Here is a 22,148-nt window from a genome sequence, read left to right as displayed (position 1 = left end):
GCCCGCGCCACGCGCCGCGCCGGCGGGGCATCGTTTACACTCGGCGGGCCCGCGCCGACTGCGCCGGCCCCTGACACAAGACCCAAACCATGACCCCTGCCGCGCCCGTCGCCGGCGCCCCTGCGCCGGATTGGATCGTCCTGAAGTTCGGAGGCACCTCGGTGTCCCGACGCCACCGCTGGGACACGATCGGCGAGCTGATGAAACGGCGCGCGTCCGAAGAGGGCGCGAAAGTGCTGGTGGTGGTCTCGGCCGTGTCCGGCGTCACCAACGAGCTGCAGGCGGTTTGCGACGGCCACGCCGATGCGGCCGGCACCGCCGCGCGCCTGGACGCCCTGGTCGCGCGCCATCGCGAGTTCTGCCGCGACGAACTCGGCCTCGATCCCGACGTCGTGCTCGGCGAGCGCCTGGCCGCGCTGCGCGCGCTCGCCGACGACCCGCGCCGCGCCGCCGGCGACCTGGCCTGGCAGGCCGAGGTGCTGGCCCAGGGCGAACTGCTCTCGTCCACGCTGGGCGTGGCCTACCTGCGTTCGCAGGGGCTGGACGTCGGCTGGACCGATTCGCGCGAGTGGCTCCGGGCGCAGGCGCTGCCCAACCAGAACGAGTGGAGCCGGCGCCTGAGTGCCTCCTGCGACTTCGAGGGCGACGCCGCGCTGCGCGCCCGCTTCGACGCCGCCGGCCCGGCCCTGCGCATCGCCCAGGGTTTCATCGCCCGCGCGCCCGATGCTGGCACCGCCATCCTCGGCCGCGGTGGCTCGGATACCTCGGCGGCGTATTTCGGCGCCCTGCTCAAGGCCCGGCGCGTGGAGATCTGGACCGACGTGCCGGGCATGTTCAGCGCCAACCCGCGCCAGGTGCCGGACGCGCGCCTGCTTTCGCGCCTCGATTACGCCGAGGCCCAGGAAATCGCCACCACCGGCGCCAAGGTGCTGCACCCGCGCTGCATCCACCCCTGCCGCGAGTCGCGGGTGCCGCTGTGGATCCGCGACACCACGCGCCCCGACATGCCCGGCACCGTCATCGACGCTTCGGCCGCCACCGTGCCCGGCGTCAAGGCGATCAGCTCGCGCCGCGGCATCGTGCTGGTGTCGATGGAAACCATCGGCATGTGGCAGCAGGTGGGATTCCTTTCCGACGTCTTCGAGCGCTTCAAGGCGCACGGCCTGTCGGTGGACCTGATCGGTTCGTCCGAGGCCAACGTCACCGTCTCGCTCGACCCCAGCGACAACCTCGTGAGCACCAACGTGCTCGACGCGCTATGCGCCGACCTGGCCCAGGTGTGCCGGGTGAAGGTGATCGCGCCCTGCGCGGCGGTCACCCTCGTCGGCCGCGGCATGCGCTCGCTGCTGCACAAGCTCTCGGACGTGTGGGCCGAGTTCGGCCGCGAGCGCGTGCACCTGATCTCGCAGTCGTCCAACGACCTCAACCTCACCTTCGTGCTCGACGAAGGCCTGGACGACGACATGCTCGCCCGCCTGCACGCGCTGCTGGCGCAGTCGGGCGCGATGCCGGTGACCGAAACCGCGGTGTTCGGCCCCAGCTGGCGCAGCCTGGGCAAGCCGGTCGACGCCCGCCCCGCGCCGTGGTGGCAGCAGCGCCGCGACGCGCTGCTGGCGCTTGCCGCAGAAGGCACGCCGCGTTACGCCTACCACCTGCCGACCGTGCGCGAGCGCGCCCGCGAGCTGATGTCGGTGGCGGCGGTGGACCGGCGTTTCTTCGCGCTCAAGGCCAACCCGCATCCGGCCATCCTGCGCACGCTCGAAGCCGAGGGATTCGGTTTCGAATGCGTGTCGGCCGGCGAGCTGGCGCATCTGTTCGAGGTGCTGCCGAAGCTGGCGCCCGACCGCGTGCTGTTCACGCCCAGCTTCGCGCCGCGCGCCGAGTTCGAGGCGGCGCTGGCGCGCGGCGTGCACGTGACGCTCGATTCGCTGGCGCCGCTCACGCAGTGGCCGGGCCTGTTCCAGGGCCGCGACATCGTGCTGCGCGTGGATCCGGGCTTCGGCCAGGGCCACCACGAAAAGGTGCGCACCGGCGGCAAGGACGCCAAGTTCGGCCTGGCCGCGGCCGACGTGCCGGCTTTCGTCGCCGCTGCGCGCGCCGCCGGCGCCCGCGTCGCCGGCCTGCACGCGCACATCGGCAGCGGCATCCACGACGCGCGCCACTGGCACACCGTGTACGCCAGCCTGGCGGCGATCGCCGAGGGCATCGGCACGGTGTCCTTTATCGACGTCGGCGGTGGCCTGGGCGTGGCCTACGACCCCGAGGCCGAACCCTTCGACCTGGCTGCCTACGGCGCCGCGCTCGCCGAGCTCAAGGCCGCCTACCCGCAGTACGCGCTGTGGGTGGAGCCGGGCCGTTACCTCGTCGCCGAGGCCGGCGCGCTGCTGCTGTCGGTCACCCAGGTGGTCGACAAGCAGGGCCAGCGCCGCGTCGGCGCCGACGGCGGCATGAATGCGCTGATGCGCCCGGCGCTGTACGGCGCCTGGCACGAGATCGTCAACCTCACGCGCCTGGCCGAGCCGCCCGGCGCGCCCTGCGACGTGGTCGGGCCGGTGTGCGAGTCGAGCGACGTGCTCGGCCGCCAGCGTCGCCTGCCCGACGCCACCGCCGAGGGCGACGTGCTGCTGGTCGGCCATGCCGGTGCCTACGGCGCGGTGATGGCCAATCGCTACAACCTGCGTGCGCTGCCGCAGGAGGACGTGCTCGATGACTGACTTCAACCCCGGCGCGGTGCGCGCCTTCCGCTTCCTCGACGCCGCCTTCGACGCCGCCACCGGCGAGGCGCGGCTGGACTACGCCTTCGACGACGGCCCGGTGATGACCGAGGTGCTGCAGTTCCCGGGCGCGCCCTTCGCGCTCGACGATGAGCGCACGGCAGCGGTGCAGCGCGCGCTGCGGCTGCTGCACGGCCTGGCCGGCGTGAGCTACTACAAGGCCGCGGTGCCGCCGGAGATCCGCTTCGAGGCCTACGACATCGACGCGGCCACCGCGGCGCTGCTGACGACGGTGTACGAGAACGGGCTGGGCGAGTTCGCCTACCGCAACGGGCTGTCGCTGCGCGGGAAGATCCGCTTTCCGGTCGATGGGTCGCGGCTGAAGCCGCTCCTACAGGAGGGGGGCTCTGTAGGAGCGCCTTCAGGCGCGAAGCCTTTGTCCGCCAGCCCCCGTGCCCTGGTCGCCATCGGCGGCGGCAAGGACTCCCTGGTCAGCATCGAAGCCCTGCGCGCCGCCGGCGTCGAACAAACCGTTACCTGGGTCGGCGGCTCGCCGCTGATCGCCGCCTGCGCCGCCCGCACCGGTCTGCCCACGCTGGCGATCGGCCGCTCGCTGTCACCGGAGCTGTTCGAGCTCAACCGCCGCGGCGCGCTCAACGGCCACATCCCGGTGACGGCGGTGAACTCGGCCATCGTGGCGATGGCGGCGCTGCTCACCGAGCACGACCAGGTCGTGTTCTCCAACGAACGCTCGGCCAGCTACGGCAGCCTCATCCCCGGCACCGGCGAGGTGAACCACCAGTGGTCCAAGGGCTGGGAGTTCGAGCGCGCCTTCGCCGCCCACCTGCGTTCGCACGTGGCCCCGGGCCTGTGGTACTACTCGCTGCTGCGGCCGTTCTCCGAGCTGGCGGTGGCGCGCCAGTTCGCCAGGCTCGACCGCTACGACGCCCATTTCTCCAGCTGCAACCGCAACTTCCACCTGCTCGGCGAGCGCCCGGCGCAGCGCTGGTGCGGCGTGTGCCCGAAGTGCCATTTCGTGTTCCTGGCGCTGGCGCCGTTCATGCCCAAGCCGCGGCTGGTGGCGATCTTCGGCCGCAACCTGCTCGACGAGCCCGAGCAGGCGCCGGGTTTCGATGCGCTGATGGAATTCCGCGACCACAAGCCCTTCGAGTGCGTGGGCGAGGGCCGCGAGTCGCGCGCGGCGATGGAACTGCTGTCGCAGAGCCCGGCCTGGCGCGAGGACGCGCTGGTGCGTCGCTACCTGCGCGAGATCCGGCCGCAGCTGGACGATTCGGAGCGGGGGCTGGCGAACTTGCTCGAACCCTCGGATGATCACGGCATTCCGGACGCCTTGTGGGAGCGGGTGCGTGCGCATTTCGGAGCTTGAGGGGAAACGGGTAGCGATCTGGGGCTACGGCCGCGAAGGCCGCTCGGCGCTGGCGGCGCTGCGCTGGCGTCTGCCCAGCCAGCCGGTGACGGTGTTCTGCTCGCACGACGAGGCCGAACCGCTGCGCGAGATGCAGGACCCGGCCCTGCGCATCGAAACCAGCGTCAATGCCGAGATGCTGGCCGGGCACGAGATCGTGGTGAAGTCGCCGGGCATCAGCCCCTACACCTCGCCGGCGGCCGACGCCGCGCTCGAGGGCGTGCGTTTCGTCGGCGCCAGCGGGCTGTGGTTCGCCGAGCCGCGCGCCGGCAGGCGCATCTGCATCACCGGCAGCAAGGGCAAGTCCACGACCACCGCGCTGGTGGCGCACCTGCTGCGCGCCTCGGGCGCGAGGACGGCGCTGGCGGGCAACATCGGCCTGCCGCTGCTGGAGCTGCTCGACGTGCAGCCGCCGCCGGAGTACTGGGCCATCGAGCTGTCGAGCTACCAGACCGGCGACGCCGCCGACGTAGACGTGGCGGTGGTGCTCAACCTGTTTCCCGAGCACCTGGACTGGCACGGCAGCGAGGCGCGTTATTACGCCGACAAGCTCAGGCTGGTGACGCAGGCGGCGCCGCGGCTGGCGGTGCTCAACGCCGGCGACCAGCGGCTGGTGGAGCTCGACGTGCCGGCCGACACCCGCGTGCTGTGGTTCAACCACGCCGACGGCTGGCACCTGCGCGAGGCGATGGTCTACCGCGGCGACGTGCCCGTGCTCGATGCCCGCCACGTGGCGCTGCCGGGTCGGCACAACCGACTGAACCTGTGCGCCGCGCTGGCCACGATCGAGGCCCTGGGCCTGGATGCGGTGGGCCTGGCGGCCCAGGCGCATTCGTTCCGTCCGCTGCCGCACCGCCTGCAGTCGCTGGGCCTGCGCCACGGCATCGAGTCGGTGAACGACTCGATCTCCACCACGCCGCAGTCGGCCATCGCGGCGCTCGACTGCTACCGCGGCCGTCGCGTGGCGATCCTGGTGGGCGGTTACGACCGCGGCCTGGACTGGGGCATCTTCGCCGAGCGCATCGCCGCCGAACCGGTGGCCGCGGTGATCACCATGGGCCAGAACGGCCCGCGCGTTTTCGAGAAGCTCAAGCCGCTGTCGCTGGGCAACCGTTTCTTCCTGGCCGAGGCCGAAGAGATGGAGCAGGCGGTGAAGCTGGGCCTGCAGGTGCTCGGCCACGACGGCGTGCTGCTGCTTTCGCCGGGCGCGCCGAGCTTTCCCCGCTACCGCGACTACGCCGAACGCGGCCGCCATTTCGCCCAGGCCGCGGGCTTCGACCCCGAGCTCATCTGCGCCATCCCCGGCCTCGGCGTCGCCTGAAGGGGACACGCCCAAAGGGGACAGGTACATTTTCCCCGGGGTGGCCCGCAACGCGGGCCACCCCGGGGAAAATGTACCTGTCCCCTTACTCACGCCGCCCTGACGCGCGGGGTCTAGAATCGGCCCACCCGTTCCCGAGGAGCCCGCCATGCGCCGCACCCTGTTCGCCCTTGCCCTCGCGCTGGGCCTGTCCGCCCCGGTCGCCGCCGAGACCATCGCCAAGCCGGTGAGCTGGCAGCACGGCGAGACCACGTTCGATGGCTACCTGGTGTACGACGCCGACGAGGACGACCTGCGCCCGGGCCTGCTGATGGTGCCCAACTGGATGGGTGTGAACGAGTCGGCGCTGGAGAAGGCCAAGGCCCTGGCCGACGACGATTACGTGATCCTGCTGGTGGACATGTACGGCCGCGGCCTGCGCCCGGCCAACGCCGACGAGGCCGGCAAGGCCGCCGGCGCCGTCTATGCCGACCGCGACGCCCTGCGCGGCCGCATCAACGCCGCGCTGGGCGTGCTGCGCGGGTCTGCCGGCAAGGCGCCGGTGGACCCGGACCGCATCGGCGGCATCGGCTTCTGCTTCGGCGGTGCCATCGTGCTCGAGCTCGCGCGCTCGGGTGCCGACGTGGCCGGCGTGGTCAGCTTCCATGGCAACCTTTCCACCCCGCTGCCGGCGAAGGCCGGCGAGGTCGGGGCCAGCGTGCTGGTGCTCAACGGCGCCGCCGACACCTACGTGCCGCAGGCGCAGATCAACGGCTTCCAGGCCGAGATGGCCGCGGCCGGCGCCGACTGGCAGTTCGTCAACTTCGGTGGCGCGGTGCACTGCTTCGCCGAGGCCGACGCCAACAGCCCGGGCTGCCTCTACGAGCCCAGGGCCGCGAAGCGCGCCTACGCGATGATGGAAGACTTCTTCGACGAGCTGTTTTGAAGGGGACGGGTGCATTTAACGAAACAGGCCCGCGAATGCGGGCCTGTTTCGTTAAATGCACCCGTCCCCTTGCCGTGGGTCAGTGGTTGCGGGCGACGGCGTAGCGGGCCAGGCCGCGCAGGGCTTCGCGCCACTCGGAGGCGGGCAGGGCGTCCAGGGCCGCCTCGGCCTGGGCGGCGAAGTGCTCGGCGCGGCCGCGGCTGTAGCCGATGCCGCCGGTCTGGCCGATGGCAGCCAGCACTTCCGGCATCGCGCCGGCGTCACCCGATTCGATGATCGAGCGCAGGCGCTCCCGGCAGGCATCGTCGGAATGCGCCATCGCGTGGATCAGCGGCAGCGTGGCCTTGCCCTCGGCGAGGTCGTCGCCCAGGTTCTTGCCCAGGGCATCGGCGTCGGCGGTGTAGTCGAGCACGTCGTCGGCGATCTGGAAAGCCAGGCCCAGGGCCAGGCCGTAGTCGTGCAGCGCCTGCTGGGTGGCCTCGTCGGCGCCGGCCATCAGCCCGCCCAGGCGGGTGGCCGCGGCGAACAGCACCGCCGTCTTGCGCTCGATCACCCGCAGGTAGGCCGCCTCGTCGGTGTCGGGGTTGTGCACGTGCAGCAGCTGCAGCACCTCGCCCTCGGCGATGCGGTTGGTGGTGTCGGCCAGGATCCGCATCACCGGCATCGAGTCGAGTTCGACCATCAGCTGGAAGCTGCGCGAATACAGGAAGTCGCCCACCAGCACGCTGGGCGCGTTGCCCCAGAGCGCGTTGGCGGTCTTGCGGCCGCGACGCAGGTCGGACTCGTCCACCACGTCGTCGTGCAGCAGGGTGGAGGTGTGGATGAACTCGATGATCGCCGCCAGCTGGTGGGCGCCGGGGCCGCCGCCGCCCGCCGCCCGGGCGGCCATCACCACCAGCATCGGGCGCAGGCGCTTGCCGCCGGCGGCGATGATGTGCTCGGAGATCTGGTTGATCAGGACCACGTCCGAGGCCAGTCGGCTGCGGATCAGGGCGTCGACGGCGGCCATTTCGCCGGCGGCGAGGGCCTGGATGGCGGCGATGCCGGGCACGGCGGGGGGCAGGGGCTGGGCGGACATGGCCCGATTATACGTTTGCCGACCGCCCGATCGGTGCTTTCCGACCCCGGCCCGGGCCGGCGGACGATGTGGGGCCGGGGCGGTGCTGGCATAATCCCCCTTCACTCGGCTGAACCCAAAAAGGCAGGACCGCCATGGCGCGTGGTGTCAACAAAGTCATCCTGGTCGGCAACCTCGGCAACGACCCCGACATGAAATACACGCAGGGTGGCATGGCCATCTGCACGCTTTCCCTGGCCACCACTTCGGTGCGCAAGGACAAGGAAGGCAACCAGCAGGAGCGCACCGAGTGGCACCGGGTGAAGCTGTTCGGCAAGCTCGGCGAGATCGCCGGCGAGTACCTCAAGAAGGGCCGCCAGGTGTACATCGAGGGCTCGATCCGCTACGACAAGTTCACCGGCCAGGACGGCCAGGAGCGCTACATCACCGAGATCGTCGCCGACGAGATGCAGATGCTCGGCGGTGGCGGCGAGGGCGGTGGCGGCGGTGGCATGCGCTCCGAGCGTCCGGCGCGTCCGGCGGCCGGCCCGCGCGGCGGCGGTGAGTACGGCGGCGGTCGCTCCGGCGGCGGCAGCCCGGCGCAGCAGCGCAACGACGATCCGTTCCCGGACGACGACATCCCGTTCTGAGGCACCGTCCACCCTTTCCCCCCGAAGGCATAATCGGAGCCCGAATGACGACTTGGCTGGTCACCGGCGGCGCCGGTTTCATCGGCGGCAACTTCGTGCTCGACGCGGTCGCGTCGGACGTGAAGATCGTCAACCTTGACGCACTGACCTACGCGGGCAACCGCGACACGCTGGCGGCGCTGGAAGGCGACCCGCGGCACGTGTTCGTGCAGGGCGACATCGGCGACCGCGCCCTGGTGGCGCGGCTGCTGGCCGAGCACCAACCCGACGCGGTGCTCAATTTCGCGGCCGAAAGCCACGTCGACCGCAGCATCGACGGCCCCGGTGCCTTCGTGCAGACCAACGTGGTGGGCACCTTCAACCTGCTCGAGGCCGTGCGCGGCTTCTGGCGGTCGCTCGACGCCGCCGGCCAGGCGGCGTTCCGCTTCCTGCACGTGTCCACCGACGAGGTCTACGGCTCGCTGGGCGACGAGGGCCAGTTCCGCGAGGACACGCCCTACGCCCCGAACTCGCCGTACTCGGCCTCCAAGGCCGCCTCCGACCACTTCGTGCGGGCCTGGCACCACACCTACGGGCTGCCGGTGCTGACCACGAACTGCTCGAACAACTACGGTCCGTTCCAGTTCCCGGAAAAGCTCATCCCGCTGGTCATCCAGAAGGCCTTGGCCGGCGAGCCGCTGCCGGTGTACGGCGACGGCCGCAACGTGCGCGACTGGCTGTACGTGAAGGACCACGTGGCCGCGATCCGGCGCGTGCTCGAGGCCGGCCGGGTGGGCGAGACCTACAACGTCGGCGGCGACGCCGAGCGCCAGAACATCGAAGTGGTGAAGGCCATCTGCGCGCTGCTCGACCAGCGCCGCCCGCGCGAAGACGGCCAGCCGCGCGAGTCGCAGATCACCTTCGTGAAGGACCGCCCTGGCCACGATCGGCGCTACGCCATCGATGCCGGCAAGCTGCAGTCCGAGCTCGGCTGGCGCCCGTCGGTGAGCTTCGAGCAGGGCCTGGCGGCCACGGTGGACTGGTACCTGGCCAACACGGCCTGGGTGGAGCGGGTGCTGGACGGCAGCTACCGCCTCGAACGCATCGGCCAGGAGGCCTGACATGCAGCGCAAAGGCATCATCCTCGCGGGCGGCTCGGGCACGCGTCTGTACCCGATCACGCAGTCGGTCAGCAAACAGCTGCTGCCGGTGTACGACAAGCCGATGATCTACTACCCGCTGAGCGTGCTGATGCTGGCGGGCATCCGCGACGTGCTGGTGATCAACACCCCGCACGAGCAGGAGCTGTTCAAGCGCCTGCTGGGCGACGGCAGCCAGTGGGGCATGAAGATCGACTACGCCGTGCAGCCGAGCCCGGACGGGCTGGCGCAGGCCTTCCTGATCGCCGAGGACTGGCTGGCGGGCGCGCCGAGCTGCCTGGTGCTGGGCGACAACATCTTCCACGGCGACGGCCTGACCGAACGCCTGCAGCGGGCCGGCGAGCGCGGGCACGGCGCCACGGTGTTCGGCTACTGGGTGCGTGACCCGGAGCGCTACGGCGTGGCCGAGTTCGACGCCAGCGGCCGGGTAGTGGGGCTGGAAGAGAAGCCGACGCAGCCAAAGTCGAACTACGCCGTCACGGGCCTGTATTTCTACGACGGCCGGGCGCCGGCGTTCGCGCGCAGCCTGAAGCCGTCCCCGCGCGGCGAGCTGGAGATCACCGACCTCAACCGCTGCTACCTCGAGGAAGGCGCGCTGCACCTCGAGCAGCTGGGCCGCGGCTATGCCTGGCTCGACACCGGGACGCACGGCTCCCTGCTGGAGGCGGCAAACTTCATCGAGACCATCGAGGCGCGGCAGGGCCTGCGGGTGTGCTGCCCGGAGGAGATCGCCTGGCAGAACGGCTGGGTGGGCGACGCGCAGCTGCGCACGCTGGCCGAGCCGCTGGCCAAGAGCGGCTACGGCGAGTACCTGCTGGGCCTGCTGGGCCGCGGGGTGGTGCGTTGAAGGTGATCGAGACCGACCTGCCGGGCTGCCTGCTGTTCGAACCGCGGGTGTTCGGCGACGATCGCGGGTTCTTCTACGAAGCCTTCAACCACGACAAGCTCGCCGCCGTCGGCCTGAAGCCGACGTTCGTGCAGGGCAACGTCTCGCGCTCGGCGCGGGGCGTCCTGCGCGGCCTGCACTACCAGTGGCCCCGGCCGCAGGGCAAGTTCATCTCGGTGTCCGAGGGTGAAGTGTGGGACGTGGCGGTGGACATCCGCCGCGGCGCGCCCACGTTCGGCCGCTGGACGGCGGCGGTGCTGGGCGCCGAGAACAAGCGCCAGTTCTGGATCCCGGAAGGCTTCGCGCACGGCTTCGTGGTGCTCAGCGAGCACGCCACGTTCCACTACCTGTGCACCGCCACCTACGACCCGCAGGCCGATGCCGCCCTGCGCTGGGACGACGCCGACCTAGCCATCGACTGGCCGGTGAGCGCCCCGGTGCTGTCGGCCAAGGATGCCGCCGCGCCCTTCCTGGCCGACATCCCGGCCGGGCGCCTGCCAACCTACGAGGGCTGAGTGGCGGTGCGCATCCTCCTGCTCGGCGCCAATGGCCAGCTCGGGCAGGCCCTGCACGTCGCCCTGGGCGAACTCGGGACGGTGCTGCCGGCCACGCGAGACGGCCGCCTGTCGGGCGGTGGCGAGGCCGAAGTCGCCGACCTGTCCGCGCCCGCCAGCCTGCCTGCGCTGGTGGAGCGGGTCGCGCCGGACCTGGTGGTCAATGCCGCCGCCTATACCGCCGTCGACCGTGCCGAGGATGAGCCGGAGCTGGCCCATCGCGTCAACGCCGAGGCGCCGGGCGTGCTCTCGCGGGCCTGTGCGGCGGCAGGCATCGGCCTGGTGCACTTCTCCACCGACTACGTCTTCGACGGCAGCAGCCAGCGCCCCTGGCGCGAGGACGACCCCACCGGCCCGCTGGGCGTTTACGGCGCCAGCAAGCTTGCCGGCGAGCAGGCGGTGCGCGAGGGCGGGGCGGCGCACAAGATCTTCCGCCTGTGCTGGGTCTATGGCCCGCGCGGCCACAATTTCCTGCTCACCATGCTGCGCCTTGCGCGCGAACGCGGCCACCTGCGCGTGGTGGACGACCAGCACGGCACGCCCACCGCGGTCCCGCGCATCGCCGCCGCCGTCGCCGGCGCGCTGCGCAACGGCCCCGGCCGCACGGGTACCTGGCACCTGGCGGCCGGCGGTGAGAGCAGCTGGCACGGCTTCGCGGACGCGATCTTCGAGGCTGCGGTGGCCCGGGGCCTGCTGGCGGCGGCGCCGGTGCTCGAGGCGGTGCCGTCGGAGGCCTATCCGACCCGCGCGCGTCGTCCGGCGTGGTCGGTGCTCGACACCTCGGCCTTCACCCGCGACTTCGGCCTTCACATCGGCCACTGGCGTGAAGGCCTGGACGAGGTGCTCGCCTCCCTTGCCAGCGAGGGTGGTCGTCCCTAAGGTTCAGGTTTCCAAGGGGAACAGGAGCCGTCGAGATGAAATCCGCCTTCCTGGCGCTGGGCCTGATGGCCGGTGCAGGCGCCAACGCCGCCGAGCCGCCGTCGATCGAATACTTCATGCGCCATGCCGCCTATTCGAGCGCGCGCATCTCGCCCAACGGCGAATACCTCGCGGTCGGCGTCGACCGGGGCGGCCAGGACGTGCTCACCGTGATCCGCCTGGCGGACATGAAGCTGCTCAAGATCAACGTGCTGCCGAACGACAAGTCGGTGGCCGGCTACCGCTGGGCCAGCGACGACCGCCTGGTGTTCACCGCGGTGCAGAAGATCGGCAGCTACGAGCAGCCCAGAGGCACCGGCGAGTGGTACGCCGTCAATGCCGACGGCAGCAAGCCGCAGCCGATCATCTTCTACGGCAGCCGCTCGGCCGCCGAGCGCAGCAAGGCAGTGGGCAACGAGCGTTTCAACCTGCTCGACCCGCTGGTCGACGATCCGCGCAACGTGCTCATGACGGTCACCTACCCGCGATCGAAGGACGGCGCCGGCACCGAGCTGGTGCTGGTGGACACCTTCACCGGCAGCCGCCGCTCGATCGCCCGCGCACCGCGCGAGAACTGCTCGCTGCAGATCGACGAGAAGAAGCAGCCCCGGTACGCCCTGTGCTACGACGAACGCGACGAGGCGGGCCAGTACGATCCCCGCACCGAGCTGCACAAGCTCGGCGACGACGGCAAGTGGGTGCTGGTGAACAACGAGGACATCGACGAAGGCAAGCAGCTGCGCGTGCGCTGGGCCGCCGCCGACGGCACCATCTATGCCGACCAGGACGACGGCAAGGCGCCGGCGGCCTTCGGCACCCTCGACCGGGCCACCGGCAAGTTCCAGCGCCTGTTCCAGGATCCCGTGTCCGATGTGGCGGGCATCGTCGTGTCGCCGAGGGACGACAAGGCGCTGGCGGTGTTCACCGCCGCCGGGCTGCCGAAGCTGACCGTGCTCGACGAGGAGCACCCGGACGCCGGCCTCTACACCTCGCTGGCCGCCGCGTTCCCGGGGCAGGTGGTGAACTTCAGCTCCGCCACCCGCGACGGCAACAAGATCATCGTTTCCGTTTCCAGCGACCGCAACCCGGGCGAGCTCTACCTCTACGACCGCAGCAGCGGCCGGGCGCAGTTCCTGATGAAGAACCGCGACTGGGTGGACAACAGCACCGCCGCCAGCGTGCGCGCCTTTGACTTCGTCAACCGCGACGGCATGCGCATCCACGGCTACCTCACGATCCCGGCCGGCAGCGACGGCAAGAACCTGCCGATGATCGTCAACCCGCACGGCGGCCCGATGGGTCCGCGCGACAGCTGGGGCTACAACCCGGAGACCCAGCTGTTCGCCAGCCGCGGCTACGCCACCCTGCAGGTGAACTTCCGCGGCTCGGGTGGTTTCGGCAAGGCGTTCCAGGACATGGCCTACGGCCAGTGGAACACCGGCATCATGCACGACATCATCGACGCCACCCGCTGGGCCATCCAGGAGGGAGTCGCCGACAAGGACCGCATCTGCATCTATGGCGGCAGCTTCGGCGGCTACTCGGCCATGATGGCGCCGGCCGTGGACCAGGCGCTGTTCAAGTGCGCCTTCGGCTACGTGGGCATGTACGACGCGCAGATCCAGAACCGGCTCAGCGACACCAGCAAGAGCGACGGCGGCAAGCGCTACCTCGAGCGTGCCTTCGGCAGGACCCGCGCCGAGCAGGACGCGATGTCGCCGATCAACCACGTCGACAAGATCCGCCTGCCGGTGTTCCTGGCCGCCGGCGCCCGCGACCCGCGCTGCCCGCCGGAGCACACCGAGGCCATGTACGCCGCGCTGAGCAAGGCCGGCAACAAGCCCGAGGGCATGATCATCCAGTCCGGCGAAATGCACGGCTTCTACGACGTCGACAACCGCGTGAAGCTGTACACGCAGATGCTCGACTTCTTCAACCGCCACATCGGCGGCGCGCCGCGCACGGCCGCGGCCAACTGAGCCGGCCAACGAGGCAGGAAGGAAACGGCGCCACGAAGGCGCCGTTTTCTTTTTCCGGCCCGCCGGGCAGCGGGACTCAGCGGATGTCGTGCATCCAGCGCCGCACCAGCGGGCTGATGAGCAGGTAGACGATGCCCGAGCCCACGCCGATCCAGAGCATCAGCTCGAACAGGCCGCCGTACTTCTCGCCGGCCAGGGCCATGTCCACGCCCGCGCCCTCGACCAGGTCGAGCGAGGCGAGCTTGCCGAACTGCGCGGCCAGCACCTCCGAATAGGCCGTGGCCAGCCAGAACGCGCCCATCATCAGGCCCACCACGCGGGCGACCGAAAGCTGGGTGACGGCCGACAGGCCGATCGGCGACAGGCACATCTCGCCGATCTCGAGCACGAAGTAGGCCAGCACCAGCCACCAGACGCTGGCCATCTGGCCACCCGAGGCGGATTCGGCGGCCCACATCATCGGCACGAAGGCCAGGCCGGCGAAGACCAGGCCGATGGCCATCTTCACGGGCTTGCTCGGGTTGAGGCCGCGGCGGTCGAGCCAGGGCCAGAGCCAGGCGAAGATCGGCGAGAGGATGACGATGAAGAAGGCGCCGAGGAAGGTCAGCGAGCCGGCGGTCTGCGGCACCATCACCACGTCGTGGGTGATCGCCACCGCCAGGCCGATCGCCAGCAGCGACACCAGGGCCTTGGCCAGGCCCGGGCGCCCGCGGTCGCTGGCCATGAGCGCGGCGATCATCAGCAGCGGGCTCAGGCCCAGCGAGTAGATCGCCCAGGGCACGGCCGGCACGTAGTCGGCGATGGCCAATCCGAACAGGTCCTTGGTGAGCATGCGGTCGGTGAAGGTCACCCAGGAGCCGTAGGTCTGCTCGTAGAGCGCGAAGAAGATGAGCACGCCGAAGATCAGCAGCACCAGCGCCACCATCTGCTCGCGCTCCTTGCGGCTGCACTTGCGCACCAGGAACCAGACGAACCAGGCCGTGAAGGCCAGGGCGATCAGGTGCATCGCGCCGTGCACGGTCCAGGTGCGCTGGATCAGCTGCCAGACCACCAGCACGCCGCCGAAGCTGCCCAGGTAGATCAGCCATTCGCGGCTGATCGGGCCGACCTTCTCGCGCAGTCGGGCCGGGTCGTTCGGCTCGGCGTGGCCCATCAGGTACTTCTGGCCCCACAGGAACATCACCAGGCCGGCCACCATGCCGATGCCGGCGGCGCCGAAGCCGTACTTCCAGCCGTAGGTCTCGCCGAGGAAGGCGCAGACCAGGCTGGCGAACATGGCGCCGACGTTGATGCCGGCGTAGAAGAGGGTGAAGCCCGAGTCCAGGCGCGGGTCGTTGGGCGGATAGAGCCGGCCGACGATGGTGGAGATGTTGGGCTTGAGGAAGCCCACGCCCATGATGATCAGCGCCAGCGACAGGTAGAACACCTGCAGCGCGCCCTCGTCGCGCACCACCACGCCGTCCACCAGCCGGGCCTGCTCGCCCTCGAAGGCCATGCCCAGGTGGCCCAGCACCAGCAGCACGCCGCCGAGCACCACGGCCTTGCGCATGCCCAGGTAGCGGTCGGCCAGCAGGCCGCCGATCACCGGCACCGCGTAGACCAGCCCACCGTAGGCGCCGAGCAGGTCGTAGCCCAGGTCGTCGGTGAACAGGTGGTACTTGAGCAGGTACAGGAGCAGGAGCGCCTTCATTCCGTAGAACGAGAAGCGTTCCCACATCTCCGTGAAGAAGCAGACGAACAGGCCCTTGGGATGGCCGAGGAAGTCGCCGGCCGGGGGATTGTTTGTGATGGCCACGTGAACGCTCCGTTCTGGACGGCGAAGTATAGGCACGGCCAGGGCCCCGGCGCTTTGCGTCCGGCCGGTCGGCTGCCTACCATGGGCGTTCGCCCCACGGATTCCCGCCATGACGTTCAAGTCCGCCCTGCTGGCCGCCCTCGTTTCCGCCCAGATGGCCGTGCCGGCCCATGCCGCAAAGCCATTCGACGCCCGTGACCTGGTCACGCTCGAGCGCGTGAACTCGCCCACGCTCTCGCCCGACGGCCGCTTCCTGGTGCTGGCCGTGCGCGAGGTGGACTACGAGAACAACAAGGCCAGCACCGGCCTGTGGATCGAGAACCTGCACGCGCGCGACGCGGCGCCGCCGGTGCGTTTCACGCCGGAAGGCATGGGCGTCAACAGCCCGGCGTTCTCGCCCGATGGCCGCGAGGTCTGGTTCCTTTCGGCCAAGTCCGGCAGCTCGCAGGTCTGGAAGCAGGCGGTTGGCGCCAGCGAGCCGGTGCAGGTCACCGATTACCCGCTCGACGTCGGCACCTTCAGGCTCTCGCCCGACGGCAAGGCGCTGGCGGTCAGCTTCAGCGTGTTCACCGACTGCGGCGACCTGGCCTGCACCCGGCAGCGGCTCGACGAGCGCGCCGCCGGCAAGGCCAGCGGCGTGGTCTACGACCAGCTGTTCGTGCGCCACTGGGACAGCTGGAAGGACGGCCGCCGCAACCAGCTGTTCGTCGCCAGCCTCGGCGCCGACGGCAAGGCCGCGGGCGAGCCGGTGCGCGTGAGCGCCGGCATCGACGGCGACGTGCCGGGCGTGCCCTTCGGCGGCAAGGAAGACTACGCCTGGGCGCCGGACGGCCAGTCGCTGGTGCTCTCGGCCAAGGCCGCGGGCAGCGACGAGGCCTGGTCGACCAACTTCGACCTCTGGCGCGTCTGGGTGCGCGCCCGCCGCGCGCCGCAGAACCTGACCGCCGGCAACCCGGCGCTCGACGGCGGCCCGGTGTTCAGCGCCAACGGCCGCACGCTCTACTACCGCGCCATGAAGCGCCCGGGCTTCGAGGCCGACCGCCTGGCCCTGATGGCGCTGGACCTGCGCAGCGGCAAGGCCCGCGAGATCGCCCCGGACTGGGACCGCTCGGCCAGCAACATCACGCTCTCGGCCGACGGCAAGTCGATCTACACCACGGCCCAGGACGTGGGAACCTACTCGCTGTTCAAGGTGGAAATCGCCAGCGGCGCGGTCGAGAAGGTGGTCGGCGGCGGCACGGTCGGCGGCTACGACCTGGCCGGCGACACCCTGGCCTACACCCACGAGAACCTCAAGTCGCCGGCCCAGGCCTTCGTCGCCCGCGCCGACGGCAGCGCCGCGCGCCAGGTCACCCGCAACAACGAGGACCGGCTGGCCGACATCCGCTTCGGCGACTACGAGCAGTTCAGCTTCAAGGGCTGGAACGACGAAACCGTGCATGGCTACGTGGTCAAGCCGGCCGACTACGAAGAAGGCAAGCGCTACCCGGTGGCCTTCCTGATCCACGGCGGCCCGCAGGGCAGCTTCGGCAACAACTTCCACTACCGCTGGAACCCGCAGACGTATGCCGGCGCCGGCTTCGCGGTGGTGATGATCGACTTCCACGGCTCCACCGGCTACGGCCAGGCCTTCACCGACTCGATCAGCGGCGACTGGGGCGGCAAGCCGCTAGAGGACCTGCAGAAGGGCTGGGCCGCCGCGCAGGAGAAGTACGGCTTCCTCGACGGCGAGCGCGCCTGCGCCCTGGGCGGCAGCTACGGTGGCTACATGGTGAGCTGGATCGCCGGCAACTGGCCCGACGGCTTCCGCTGCCTGGTCAACCATGCCGGCGTGGTGGACACGCGCATCATGGGCTTCAACACCGAAGAGCTGTGGTTCACCGAGTGGGAGAACGGCGGCACGCCGGTGCAGGTGCCGGAGGCCTACGAGAAGTTCAATCCGATCAACCACGTCGGCAACTGGAAGTCGCCGATGCTGGTCATCCACGGCCAGCTCGACTACCGCGTGCTGGTGGAGCAGGGCCTGGCTGCGTTCTCGGCGGCCCAGCGCCAGGGCGTGCCCAGCCAGCTGCTGTACTTCCCGGACGAGAACCACTGGGTGCTCAAGCCGCACAACAGCGTGCTCTGGCACGAGACCGTGAACGACTGGCTCAAGCGCTGGACGGCGGAGCAGGAGTGACGTGACCGAGGTCGTCGACATAGAGAAACTCAGGCGCAGCTGCGCGCAGTGTTCGCTGCACGTGCTCTGCCTGCCCGCCGGCATCGGCGCCGGCGACCTCGGGCAACTCGACGAGATCGTCAAGGCGCGCCGCCCGCTGGCGCGTGGCGACACGCTGTTCCGTGCCGGCCAGCCGCTGGGCTCGCTTTACGTGGCGCGCGAGGGTGCGTTCAAGACCGTGGCCATCGATGCCGAGGGCGAACAGCAGGTGGTCGGTTTCCACCTGCCGGGCGAACTGATGGGCCTGGACGCGATGGGCAGCGGCAAGCACGCCTGCGAGGCCGAGGCGCTGAGTCCGGCGACGGTATGCGAAATCCCGCTCGCCCAGCTCGAATCGGTCTGCCGGCAGATCCCCGGCCTGCAGCACCAGCTGCTGCGCATCATCGGCCAGGGCATCAACCGCGACCAGAGCCACCTGGAGATGCTGGGCCGCAAGCAGGCCCACGAGCGCGTGGCCCTGTTCCTGCACGGCCTGGGCGAGCGCTACCGCCTGCTCGGCCTGCCCGGCGACGTGTTCACCCTGCCGATGAGCCGCGAGGACATCGCCAGCTACCTCGGCCTGGTGATCGAAACCGTGAGCCGCACGCTGGGCAAGCTGCAGGACGAGGGCATCATCGCGGTGCGCGGCCGCCAGCTGAAGATCCTCGATCGCGTGCGGCTCGACGGGCTGGTGCATGCGCCGGCGGCGGCCGGTGCGAAGGTGCGCGGGCAGCGCTGATCAGCCTTCGCGGCCGCACCCGGCTTTCGTCCCCATCCATGTCTATTCCACGCTCCCCCCTGTCTGCCAGCCGCTGCGCCAAAGCAGTGATGCTGGCCTGCCTCAGCGCCTTTGCGGCGCTGGTCGCATACAACAACCTGAGCGACTACGACAGTAACTTCGCCTTCGTGCAGCATGTACTGGCGATGGACACCGTGTTTGCCGACAGCACGGCGCGCTGGCGCGCGATCGGGCAGCCGCTGGCATGGCACCTGGCCTATTGGCTGATCATTGCCAGCGAGCTGCTGGTGGCTGGCCTCCTGGGCCGGGGCGCCTGGGCCTTGTGGCGTGCGCGCCGGGCCAGCCCCGCCGAGTTTTCCCGTGCCAGGCAAAGTGCGCTCTGGGGTGTCCTGGCCGGCTTCGTGCTGTGGTTCGGCGGTTTCATGGTGGTTGGCGGCGAATGGTTCCTGATGTGGCAATCGAGCCAATGGAACGGACAGGAAAGCGCATTTCGCTTCTACCTCACCCTGCTGGCCGTAGGCATCTTTGTCCAGCAGGAGGATGCCTAGACCGAGCGGCAGCCCATCGCCTCGAGCACCGCATGGATCGCCGGCTGGCCGGCGAGCCAGGGGCCGGCCATGGTGACCAGGCCGGCGAGGGCAACCAACCCGGCGGCGCCGAGGCGCCAGCGGCGATCGGCGAGCAGGCCACCCAGGCGCGCGCCGCTCCAGGTGACGGGCACCATCGTCGCCATCGTGCCCAGGCCAAAGCTGGCCATCACCAGCGCGCCGTGCAGGGCGCTGGCCTCGAGCCAGGCGGCGACGAGCACGGTGCTCGACAATCCGCAGGGCAGCCAGCCCCAGAGCAGGCCCATGGCCCAGGGCCGCAGCGGGCCGGCGGCCGGCAGGCGTGATTGCAGCGGGCGCAGCGCCTTCCAGAGCCACTGGCCGCCGCGGTTGAAGAAGCCCAGCGCGTGCGGCCACATCAGGCGCACGGCGACCATCAGCAGCACCGCGCCCATGGCCACGCGCAGGCCCGTGGCCACGGCGTCGGAGCGCGCGAGCAGCAGCAGGCCGCCGCCGAAGCCGCCGACGATCGCGCCGGCCACGGTGTAGCCCAGCACGCGGCCGCCGTTGAGGGCGAAGGCATTGCCCAGGCCCGGCTTGCCCGCCGTGGCCGCCAGGCCGGTGGCGATGCCGCCGCACATGGCCACGCAGTGCACGCCGCCGAGCAGGCCGGTGAGCAGGGCCGCGCCGAGCGTGATCAGGTCGATGGGCATCAGCGGGGCGGGGCGTCGCGGTCGTCGGGCGCGGGCCTGGCGGCGTCGGCCGCCTGCGCCCTGGCGTCGGGCTGCGGCCGGTCCGGCCGGTCGTTCTCGCGCAGCATGTCCAGCGCCGGCGTGTCGAGGTCGTCGAACTGGCCCCGCCGCACCGCCCACAGGAAGGCCCAGATGGCCAGGCCCAGCAGCATCAGGGAAATTGGGATCAGCGCCAGCAGGATGTTCATTGTTCGCCCTGGGGCGTGCGCCCCAGGCGCAGCGCGTTGACCGTGACCACCAGCGAGGAGGCCGCCATGCCCAGCGCCGCGATGCCCGGCGTGACCCAGCCGAGTGCCGCGAAGGGCAGGGCCAGCACATTGTAGGCCAGGGCCCAGCCGAGGTTCTGGCGGATGATCCGGCGCGTGCGCCGCGCCAGCGCCACCGACTCCGGCAGGCGCATCAGCCGCGGCCCGGCCAGCACCAGGTCGGCCGAGCGCTGTGCCAGCGGCGCACCCGCCGCCATCGCCGCCGAGACGTCGGCGCCCGCCAGCAGCGGCGCGTCGTTGATGCCGTCGCCGACGGCGAGCACCCGGTGGCCGGCGGCCTGCAGCGCATGCACCGCCTCGAGCTTGCCCTCGGGCGATTGCCGCGCGGCGAAGTCCTCGATGCCCAGGGTGCCCGCTACCGCGCGGACGGTTGCCTCGCCGTCGCCGCTGAGCAGCACCGGCCGCAGGCCGAGCCCGCGCAGGGCCGCCACGGCCGCGCCGGCGTCCGCGCGCAGCGGGTCGGCCACTTCGAAGCGGGCGAGGGCGCGCGAACCATCGCCCAGCCACAGCGCGCCGTCGTCGTCGCGGCCGGCGGCGAAGGCGGCCTGGCCAAGACGGTATTCGACGCCGTCCACGAAGCCCGACACGCCGCGCCCGGGGCTGGCCTGCACCTGCGCCGCGGAGGCGCCACGGCCGTCGCCGAACGCCAGCGCCAGCGGATGGCCCGCGTTGCTCTCCAGCGCCGCCGCCACCGCCAGCCAGCGCTCGATGTCGCCCTCGATCGCCTCGGCCCGCTGCAGGCGGGGCTGGCCCAGCGTCAGCGTGCCGGTCTTGTCGAGCACCACGGTGTCGGCGCGCGCCAGCGATTCGAGCGCATCGGCGCCGAGCGCCAGCACGCCCATGCGCGCCAGCGCGCCGTGGGCGGTGGCCAGCGCCGCCGGCACCGCCAGCGACAGCGCGCAGGGGCAGCTGACCACCAGCACCGCCAGCGCGATCTCGAAGGCGCGCGCCGGCTCCACCTGCCACCAGGCCCAGAACACCACGCCGGCGATGAGGAAGAGCGTGATCACGAAACGCATCGCCACCGTGTCGGCGAAATGCGCTATGCGCGGCCGGTTGGCCTGGGCCTTCTCCACTGCGCGGGTGAGCTGGGACAGGCGGGTTTCGGCACCGGTGCGCAGCACGCGCAGGCGCGCCGCCGACTCGCGGCAGGTGCTGCCGGCGTAGAGCGTGTCGCCTGCGGCCTTGGCTACCGGGGTCGATTCGCCGGTGAGCAGGGACTCGTCCACCGCCGCGCCGGCGTCGAGCAGCTCGCCGTCGGCGGGTACGGTGTCGCCGGCCGCCACCTGCACCACGTCGCCGGCCGCCAGTGCGGCCACCGGTACCTGCTCGCGGCCGCCGTCGGCTTCGCGCCAGGCCAGGGCCGGCTGCGCCCGGGCCAGCGTGTCCAGGCGTGCGCTGGCCTGCCGCCGCGCCATGCGTTCGAGGAAGCGCGCGGCCAGCAGGAACAGCACGAACATCACCGCCGCGTCGTACCAGACGTGGGCGCCCTCGCGCAGCGTTTCCACCAGGCTGGCGAAATAGGCCAGCAGCACCGAGGTGGCGACCAGGGTGTCCATGCCCGGGCGCCGGTGCCGCAGTTCGGTGGCCATGCCGGCCAGGAAGGGCCAGCCCGAGAAGAACACCACCGGCGTGCTCACCAGGAAGGTGATCCAGCGGAAGAAGTCGCGCGTGGCCGGCGCCATCTCCCTGGCGGTGTCGAGGTAGAGCGCCTCGGCGAACATCATGGCCTGGGTGGCGCCCAGCGCGGCCACGCCGAGCCGGGCGATCATGCGGTTGCGCTCACGCCGGCGCTCGCGCTCGGCGTCCTCGCCCTGGGCCAGGTGTGGCTTGTAGCCCAGCGCCGCCAGGCGGGCGAGCACGGCCGAAAGCGGCGTGCGCGCCGGGTCCCATTCGATGTGCACGCGGCCGGTGACCGCGTTGGCGCCGACGTCCTGCACGCCCGGCTCGCGCCGCAGGGCGTGGTCGATGAGCCAGGCGCAGGCGGCGCAGTGCATTCCTTCGCAGACCACGGTGATGCCGCGGCCGGTGGGGGTGGTGCTGGCGTGCCCGGCCTGCACGTCGGCTCGGTCCCAGGCGCTGTAGTCGCCGGGCAGCACGTCCACGCGGGCGCCGGCGCCGTCGCGCAGGCGGTAGTAGTCGGCCAGGCCGGCGTCGCGGATCCAGTTGGCGGCTGCGCCGCAGCCGTTGCAGCAGACCGCGCGTTCGACGCCATCGATCCGGACATGCAGTGGCTCGGCGGGCAGGGGCTCGCCGCAGTGGAAACAGACCGGCAGGGGCATGGT

18 protein-coding genes are annotated in these 22,148 nt (G+C 71.1%); 13 read left to right on the top strand and 5 right to left on the bottom strand.

Going from position 1 to position 22,148, the window contains the following annotated elements:
• Positions 1 to 89: 89 nt before the first annotated feature.
• The 4 genes from C6N40_RS09725 (at position 90) to C6N40_RS09710 (ending at position 6,386) form a co-directional block, all read left to right on the top strand.
• Positions 90 to 2,714 (top strand): bifunctional aspartate kinase/diaminopimelate decarboxylase, encoded by a 2,625-nt coding sequence (locus C6N40_RS09725; RefSeq protein WP_106990826.1) that lies wholly within the window; start codon positions 90 to 92, stop codon positions 2,712 to 2,714.
• On the top strand, positions 2,707 to 4,101 hold the full coding sequence (gene murL / locus C6N40_RS09720; RefSeq protein ID WP_106990825.1) for a UDP-N-acetyl-alpha-D-muramoyl-L-alanyl-L-glutamate epimerase: 1,395 nt from the start codon (positions 2,707 to 2,709) through the stop codon (positions 4,099 to 4,101). The genes C6N40_RS09725 and murL overlap by 8 nt, the downstream gene beginning before the upstream one ends.
• Entirely contained in the window at positions 4,082 to 5,461 is a 1,380-nt protein-coding gene (gene murD, locus C6N40_RS09715) for a UDP-N-acetylmuramoyl-L-alanine--D-glutamate ligase (RefSeq protein WP_106990824.1), read from the top strand. The genes murL and murD overlap by 20 nt, the downstream gene beginning before the upstream one ends.
• 148 nt (positions 5,462 to 5,609) lie before the next feature.
• On the top strand, positions 5,610 to 6,386 hold the full coding sequence (locus tag C6N40_RS09710; RefSeq protein ID WP_106990823.1) for a dienelactone hydrolase family protein: 777 nt from the start codon (positions 5,610 to 5,612) through the stop codon (positions 6,384 to 6,386).
• A gap of 79 nt (positions 6,387 to 6,465) precedes the next feature.
• Here the strand turns inward: C6N40_RS09710 and C6N40_RS09705 are convergent, their stop codons facing one another.
• A complete protein-coding gene (locus tag C6N40_RS09705) occupies positions 6,466 to 7,464 on the bottom strand; it encodes a polyprenyl synthetase family protein (RefSeq protein ID WP_106990822.1) in 999 nt (332 codons plus the stop codon).
• Between the two features lie 134 nt (positions 7,465 to 7,598).
• Here C6N40_RS09705 and ssb point away from each other — a divergent pair, with 134 nt between their 5' ends.
• The 6 genes from ssb to C6N40_RS09675 are packed head-to-tail and all read left to right on the top strand — an operon-like array spanning position 7,599 to position 13,569.
• Entirely contained in the window at positions 7,599 to 8,093 is a 495-nt protein-coding gene (ssb, locus tag C6N40_RS09700; protein WP_106990821.1) for a single-stranded DNA-binding protein, read from the top strand.
• Positions 8,094 to 8,137: 44 nt separating this feature from the next.
• Entirely contained in the window at positions 8,138 to 9,193 is a 1,056-nt protein-coding gene (gene rfbB / locus C6N40_RS09695; RefSeq protein ID WP_106990820.1) for a dTDP-glucose 4,6-dehydratase, read from the top strand.
• A 1-nt stretch (position 9,194) separates the two neighbouring features.
• Positions 9,195 to 10,079: a glucose-1-phosphate thymidylyltransferase RfbA gene (gene rfbA / locus C6N40_RS09690; RefSeq protein ID WP_106990819.1), complete on the top strand. Its 885-nt coding sequence runs from the start codon at positions 9,195 to 9,197 to the stop codon at positions 10,077 to 10,079.
• Positions 10,076 to 10,633 carry a dTDP-4-dehydrorhamnose 3,5-epimerase gene (gene rfbC / locus C6N40_RS09685; RefSeq protein ID WP_106990818.1) on the top strand — a complete coding sequence of 186 codons (558 nt, stop codon included), beginning with the start codon at positions 10,076 to 10,078 and terminating at the stop codon, positions 10,631 to 10,633. Before rfbA ends, rfbC begins: the two co-directional genes overlap by 4 nt.
• A 6-nt stretch (positions 10,634 to 10,639) precedes the next feature.
• Positions 10,640 to 11,551 (top strand): dTDP-4-dehydrorhamnose reductase, encoded by a 912-nt coding sequence (gene rfbD / locus C6N40_RS09680; protein ID WP_106990853.1) that lies wholly within the window; start codon positions 10,640 to 10,642, stop codon positions 11,549 to 11,551.
• A 35-nt stretch (positions 11,552 to 11,586) separates the two neighbouring features.
• Positions 11,587 to 13,569 carry an alpha/beta hydrolase family protein gene (locus C6N40_RS09675; protein WP_106990817.1) on the top strand — a complete coding sequence of 661 codons (1,983 nt, stop codon included), beginning with the start codon at positions 11,587 to 11,589 and terminating at the stop codon, positions 13,567 to 13,569.
• A 76-nt stretch (positions 13,570 to 13,645) separates the two neighbouring features.
• On the opposite strand, the gene C6N40_RS09670 is transcribed toward C6N40_RS09675, so the two are convergent.
• Positions 13,646 to 15,364: a peptide MFS transporter gene (locus tag C6N40_RS09670; RefSeq protein WP_240183497.1), complete on the bottom strand. Its 1,719-nt coding sequence runs from the start codon at positions 15,362 to 15,364 to the stop codon at positions 13,646 to 13,648.
• 109 nt (positions 15,365 to 15,473) lie between these two features.
• Between C6N40_RS09670 and C6N40_RS09665 the strand changes: the two genes are divergently transcribed.
• Genes C6N40_RS09665 through C6N40_RS09655 form a run of 3 tightly spaced genes read left to right on the top strand, consistent with a single transcriptional unit; the run spans position 15,474 to position 18,848 of the window.
• The gene (locus tag C6N40_RS09665; RefSeq protein ID WP_106990815.1) at positions 15,474 to 17,543 is read left to right on the top strand and encodes an alpha/beta hydrolase family protein; all 2,070 of its coding nucleotides are present in this window, start codon (positions 15,474 to 15,476) and stop codon (positions 17,541 to 17,543) included.
• Position 17,544: 1 nt separating this feature from the next.
• Positions 17,545 to 18,300 (top strand): helix-turn-helix domain-containing protein, encoded by a 756-nt coding sequence (locus C6N40_RS09660; protein WP_106990814.1) that lies wholly within the window; start codon positions 17,545 to 17,547, stop codon positions 18,298 to 18,300.
• A 38-nt stretch (positions 18,301 to 18,338) separates the two neighbouring features.
• The gene (locus C6N40_RS09655; protein WP_106990813.1) at positions 18,339 to 18,848 is read left to right on the top strand and encodes a DUF2165 family protein; all 510 of its coding nucleotides are present in this window, start codon (positions 18,339 to 18,341) and stop codon (positions 18,846 to 18,848) included.
• Here the strand turns inward: C6N40_RS09655 and C6N40_RS09650 are convergent.
• From C6N40_RS09650 to C6N40_RS09640, 3 genes are read right to left on the bottom strand one after another with little or no spacing between them, the layout of a single operon-like run.
• Positions 18,845 to 19,558: a sulfite exporter TauE/SafE family protein gene (locus tag C6N40_RS09650; RefSeq protein ID WP_106990812.1), complete on the bottom strand. Its 714-nt coding sequence runs from the start codon at positions 19,556 to 19,558 to the stop codon at positions 18,845 to 18,847. The genes C6N40_RS09655 and C6N40_RS09650 overlap by 4 nt on opposite strands.
• On the bottom strand, positions 19,558 to 19,785 hold the full coding sequence (gene ccoS, locus C6N40_RS09645) for a cbb3-type cytochrome oxidase assembly protein CcoS (protein WP_106990811.1): 228 nt from the start codon (positions 19,783 to 19,785) through the stop codon (positions 19,558 to 19,560). The genes C6N40_RS09650 and ccoS overlap by 1 nt, the downstream gene beginning before the upstream one ends.
• Positions 19,782 to 22,145 carry a heavy metal translocating P-type ATPase gene (locus C6N40_RS09640; RefSeq protein ID WP_106990810.1) on the bottom strand — a complete coding sequence of 788 codons (2,364 nt, stop codon included), beginning with the start codon at positions 22,143 to 22,145 and terminating at the stop codon, positions 19,782 to 19,784. Before C6N40_RS09640 ends, ccoS begins: the two co-directional genes overlap by 4 nt.
• Between the last annotated feature and the right edge of the window lie 3 nt (positions 22,146 to 22,148).

This window comes from Arenimonas caeni, assembly GCF_003024235.1.
Classification (GTDB): domain Bacteria; phylum Pseudomonadota; class Gammaproteobacteria; order Xanthomonadales; family Xanthomonadaceae; genus Arenimonas; species Arenimonas caeni.
Note: the sequence above shows the minus strand (reverse complement) of the source record. Positions and strands in the feature narration are given on the sequence as shown.

Bases quoted from the DNA above. Each gene is read 5' to 3' on its own strand.
- C6N40_RS09725 (WP_106990826.1), top strand. From the start codon at position 90: ATGACCCCTGCCGCGCCCGTCGCCGGCGCCCCTGCGCCGGATTGGATC.
- murL (WP_106990825.1), top strand. From the start codon at position 2,707: ATGACTGACTTCAACCCCGGCGCGGTGCGCGCCTTCCGCTTCCTCGAC.
- C6N40_RS09710 (WP_106990823.1), top strand. From the start codon at position 5,610: ATGCGCCGCACCCTGTTCGCCCTTGCCCTCGCGCTGGGCCTGTCCGCC.
- C6N40_RS09705 (WP_106990822.1), bottom strand. From the start codon at position 7,464: ATGTCCGCCCAGCCCCTGCCCCCCGCCGTGCCCGGCATCGCCGCCATC.
- ssb (WP_106990821.1), top strand. From the start codon at position 7,599: ATGGCGCGTGGTGTCAACAAAGTCATCCTGGTCGGCAACCTCGGCAAC.
- rfbB (WP_106990820.1), top strand. From the start codon at position 8,138: ATGACGACTTGGCTGGTCACCGGCGGCGCCGGTTTCATCGGCGGCAAC.
- rfbA (WP_106990819.1), top strand. From the start codon at position 9,195: ATGCAGCGCAAAGGCATCATCCTCGCGGGCGGCTCGGGCACGCGTCTG.
- C6N40_RS09675 (WP_106990817.1), top strand. From the start codon at position 11,587: ATGAAATCCGCCTTCCTGGCGCTGGGCCTGATGGCCGGTGCAGGCGCC.
- C6N40_RS09665 (WP_106990815.1), top strand. From the start codon at position 15,474: ATGACGTTCAAGTCCGCCCTGCTGGCCGCCCTCGTTTCCGCCCAGATG.
- C6N40_RS09655 (WP_106990813.1), top strand. From the start codon at position 18,339: ATGTCTATTCCACGCTCCCCCCTGTCTGCCAGCCGCTGCGCCAAAGCA.
- C6N40_RS09650 (WP_106990812.1), bottom strand. From the start codon at position 19,558: ATGCCCATCGACCTGATCACGCTCGGCGCGGCCCTGCTCACCGGCCTG.
- ccoS (WP_106990811.1), bottom strand. From the start codon at position 19,785: ATGAACATCCTGCTGGCGCTGATCCCAATTTCCCTGATGCTGCTGGGC.
- C6N40_RS09640 (WP_106990810.1), bottom strand. From the start codon at position 22,145: ATGCCCCTGCCGGTCTGTTTCCACTGCGGCGAGCCCCTGCCCGCCGAG.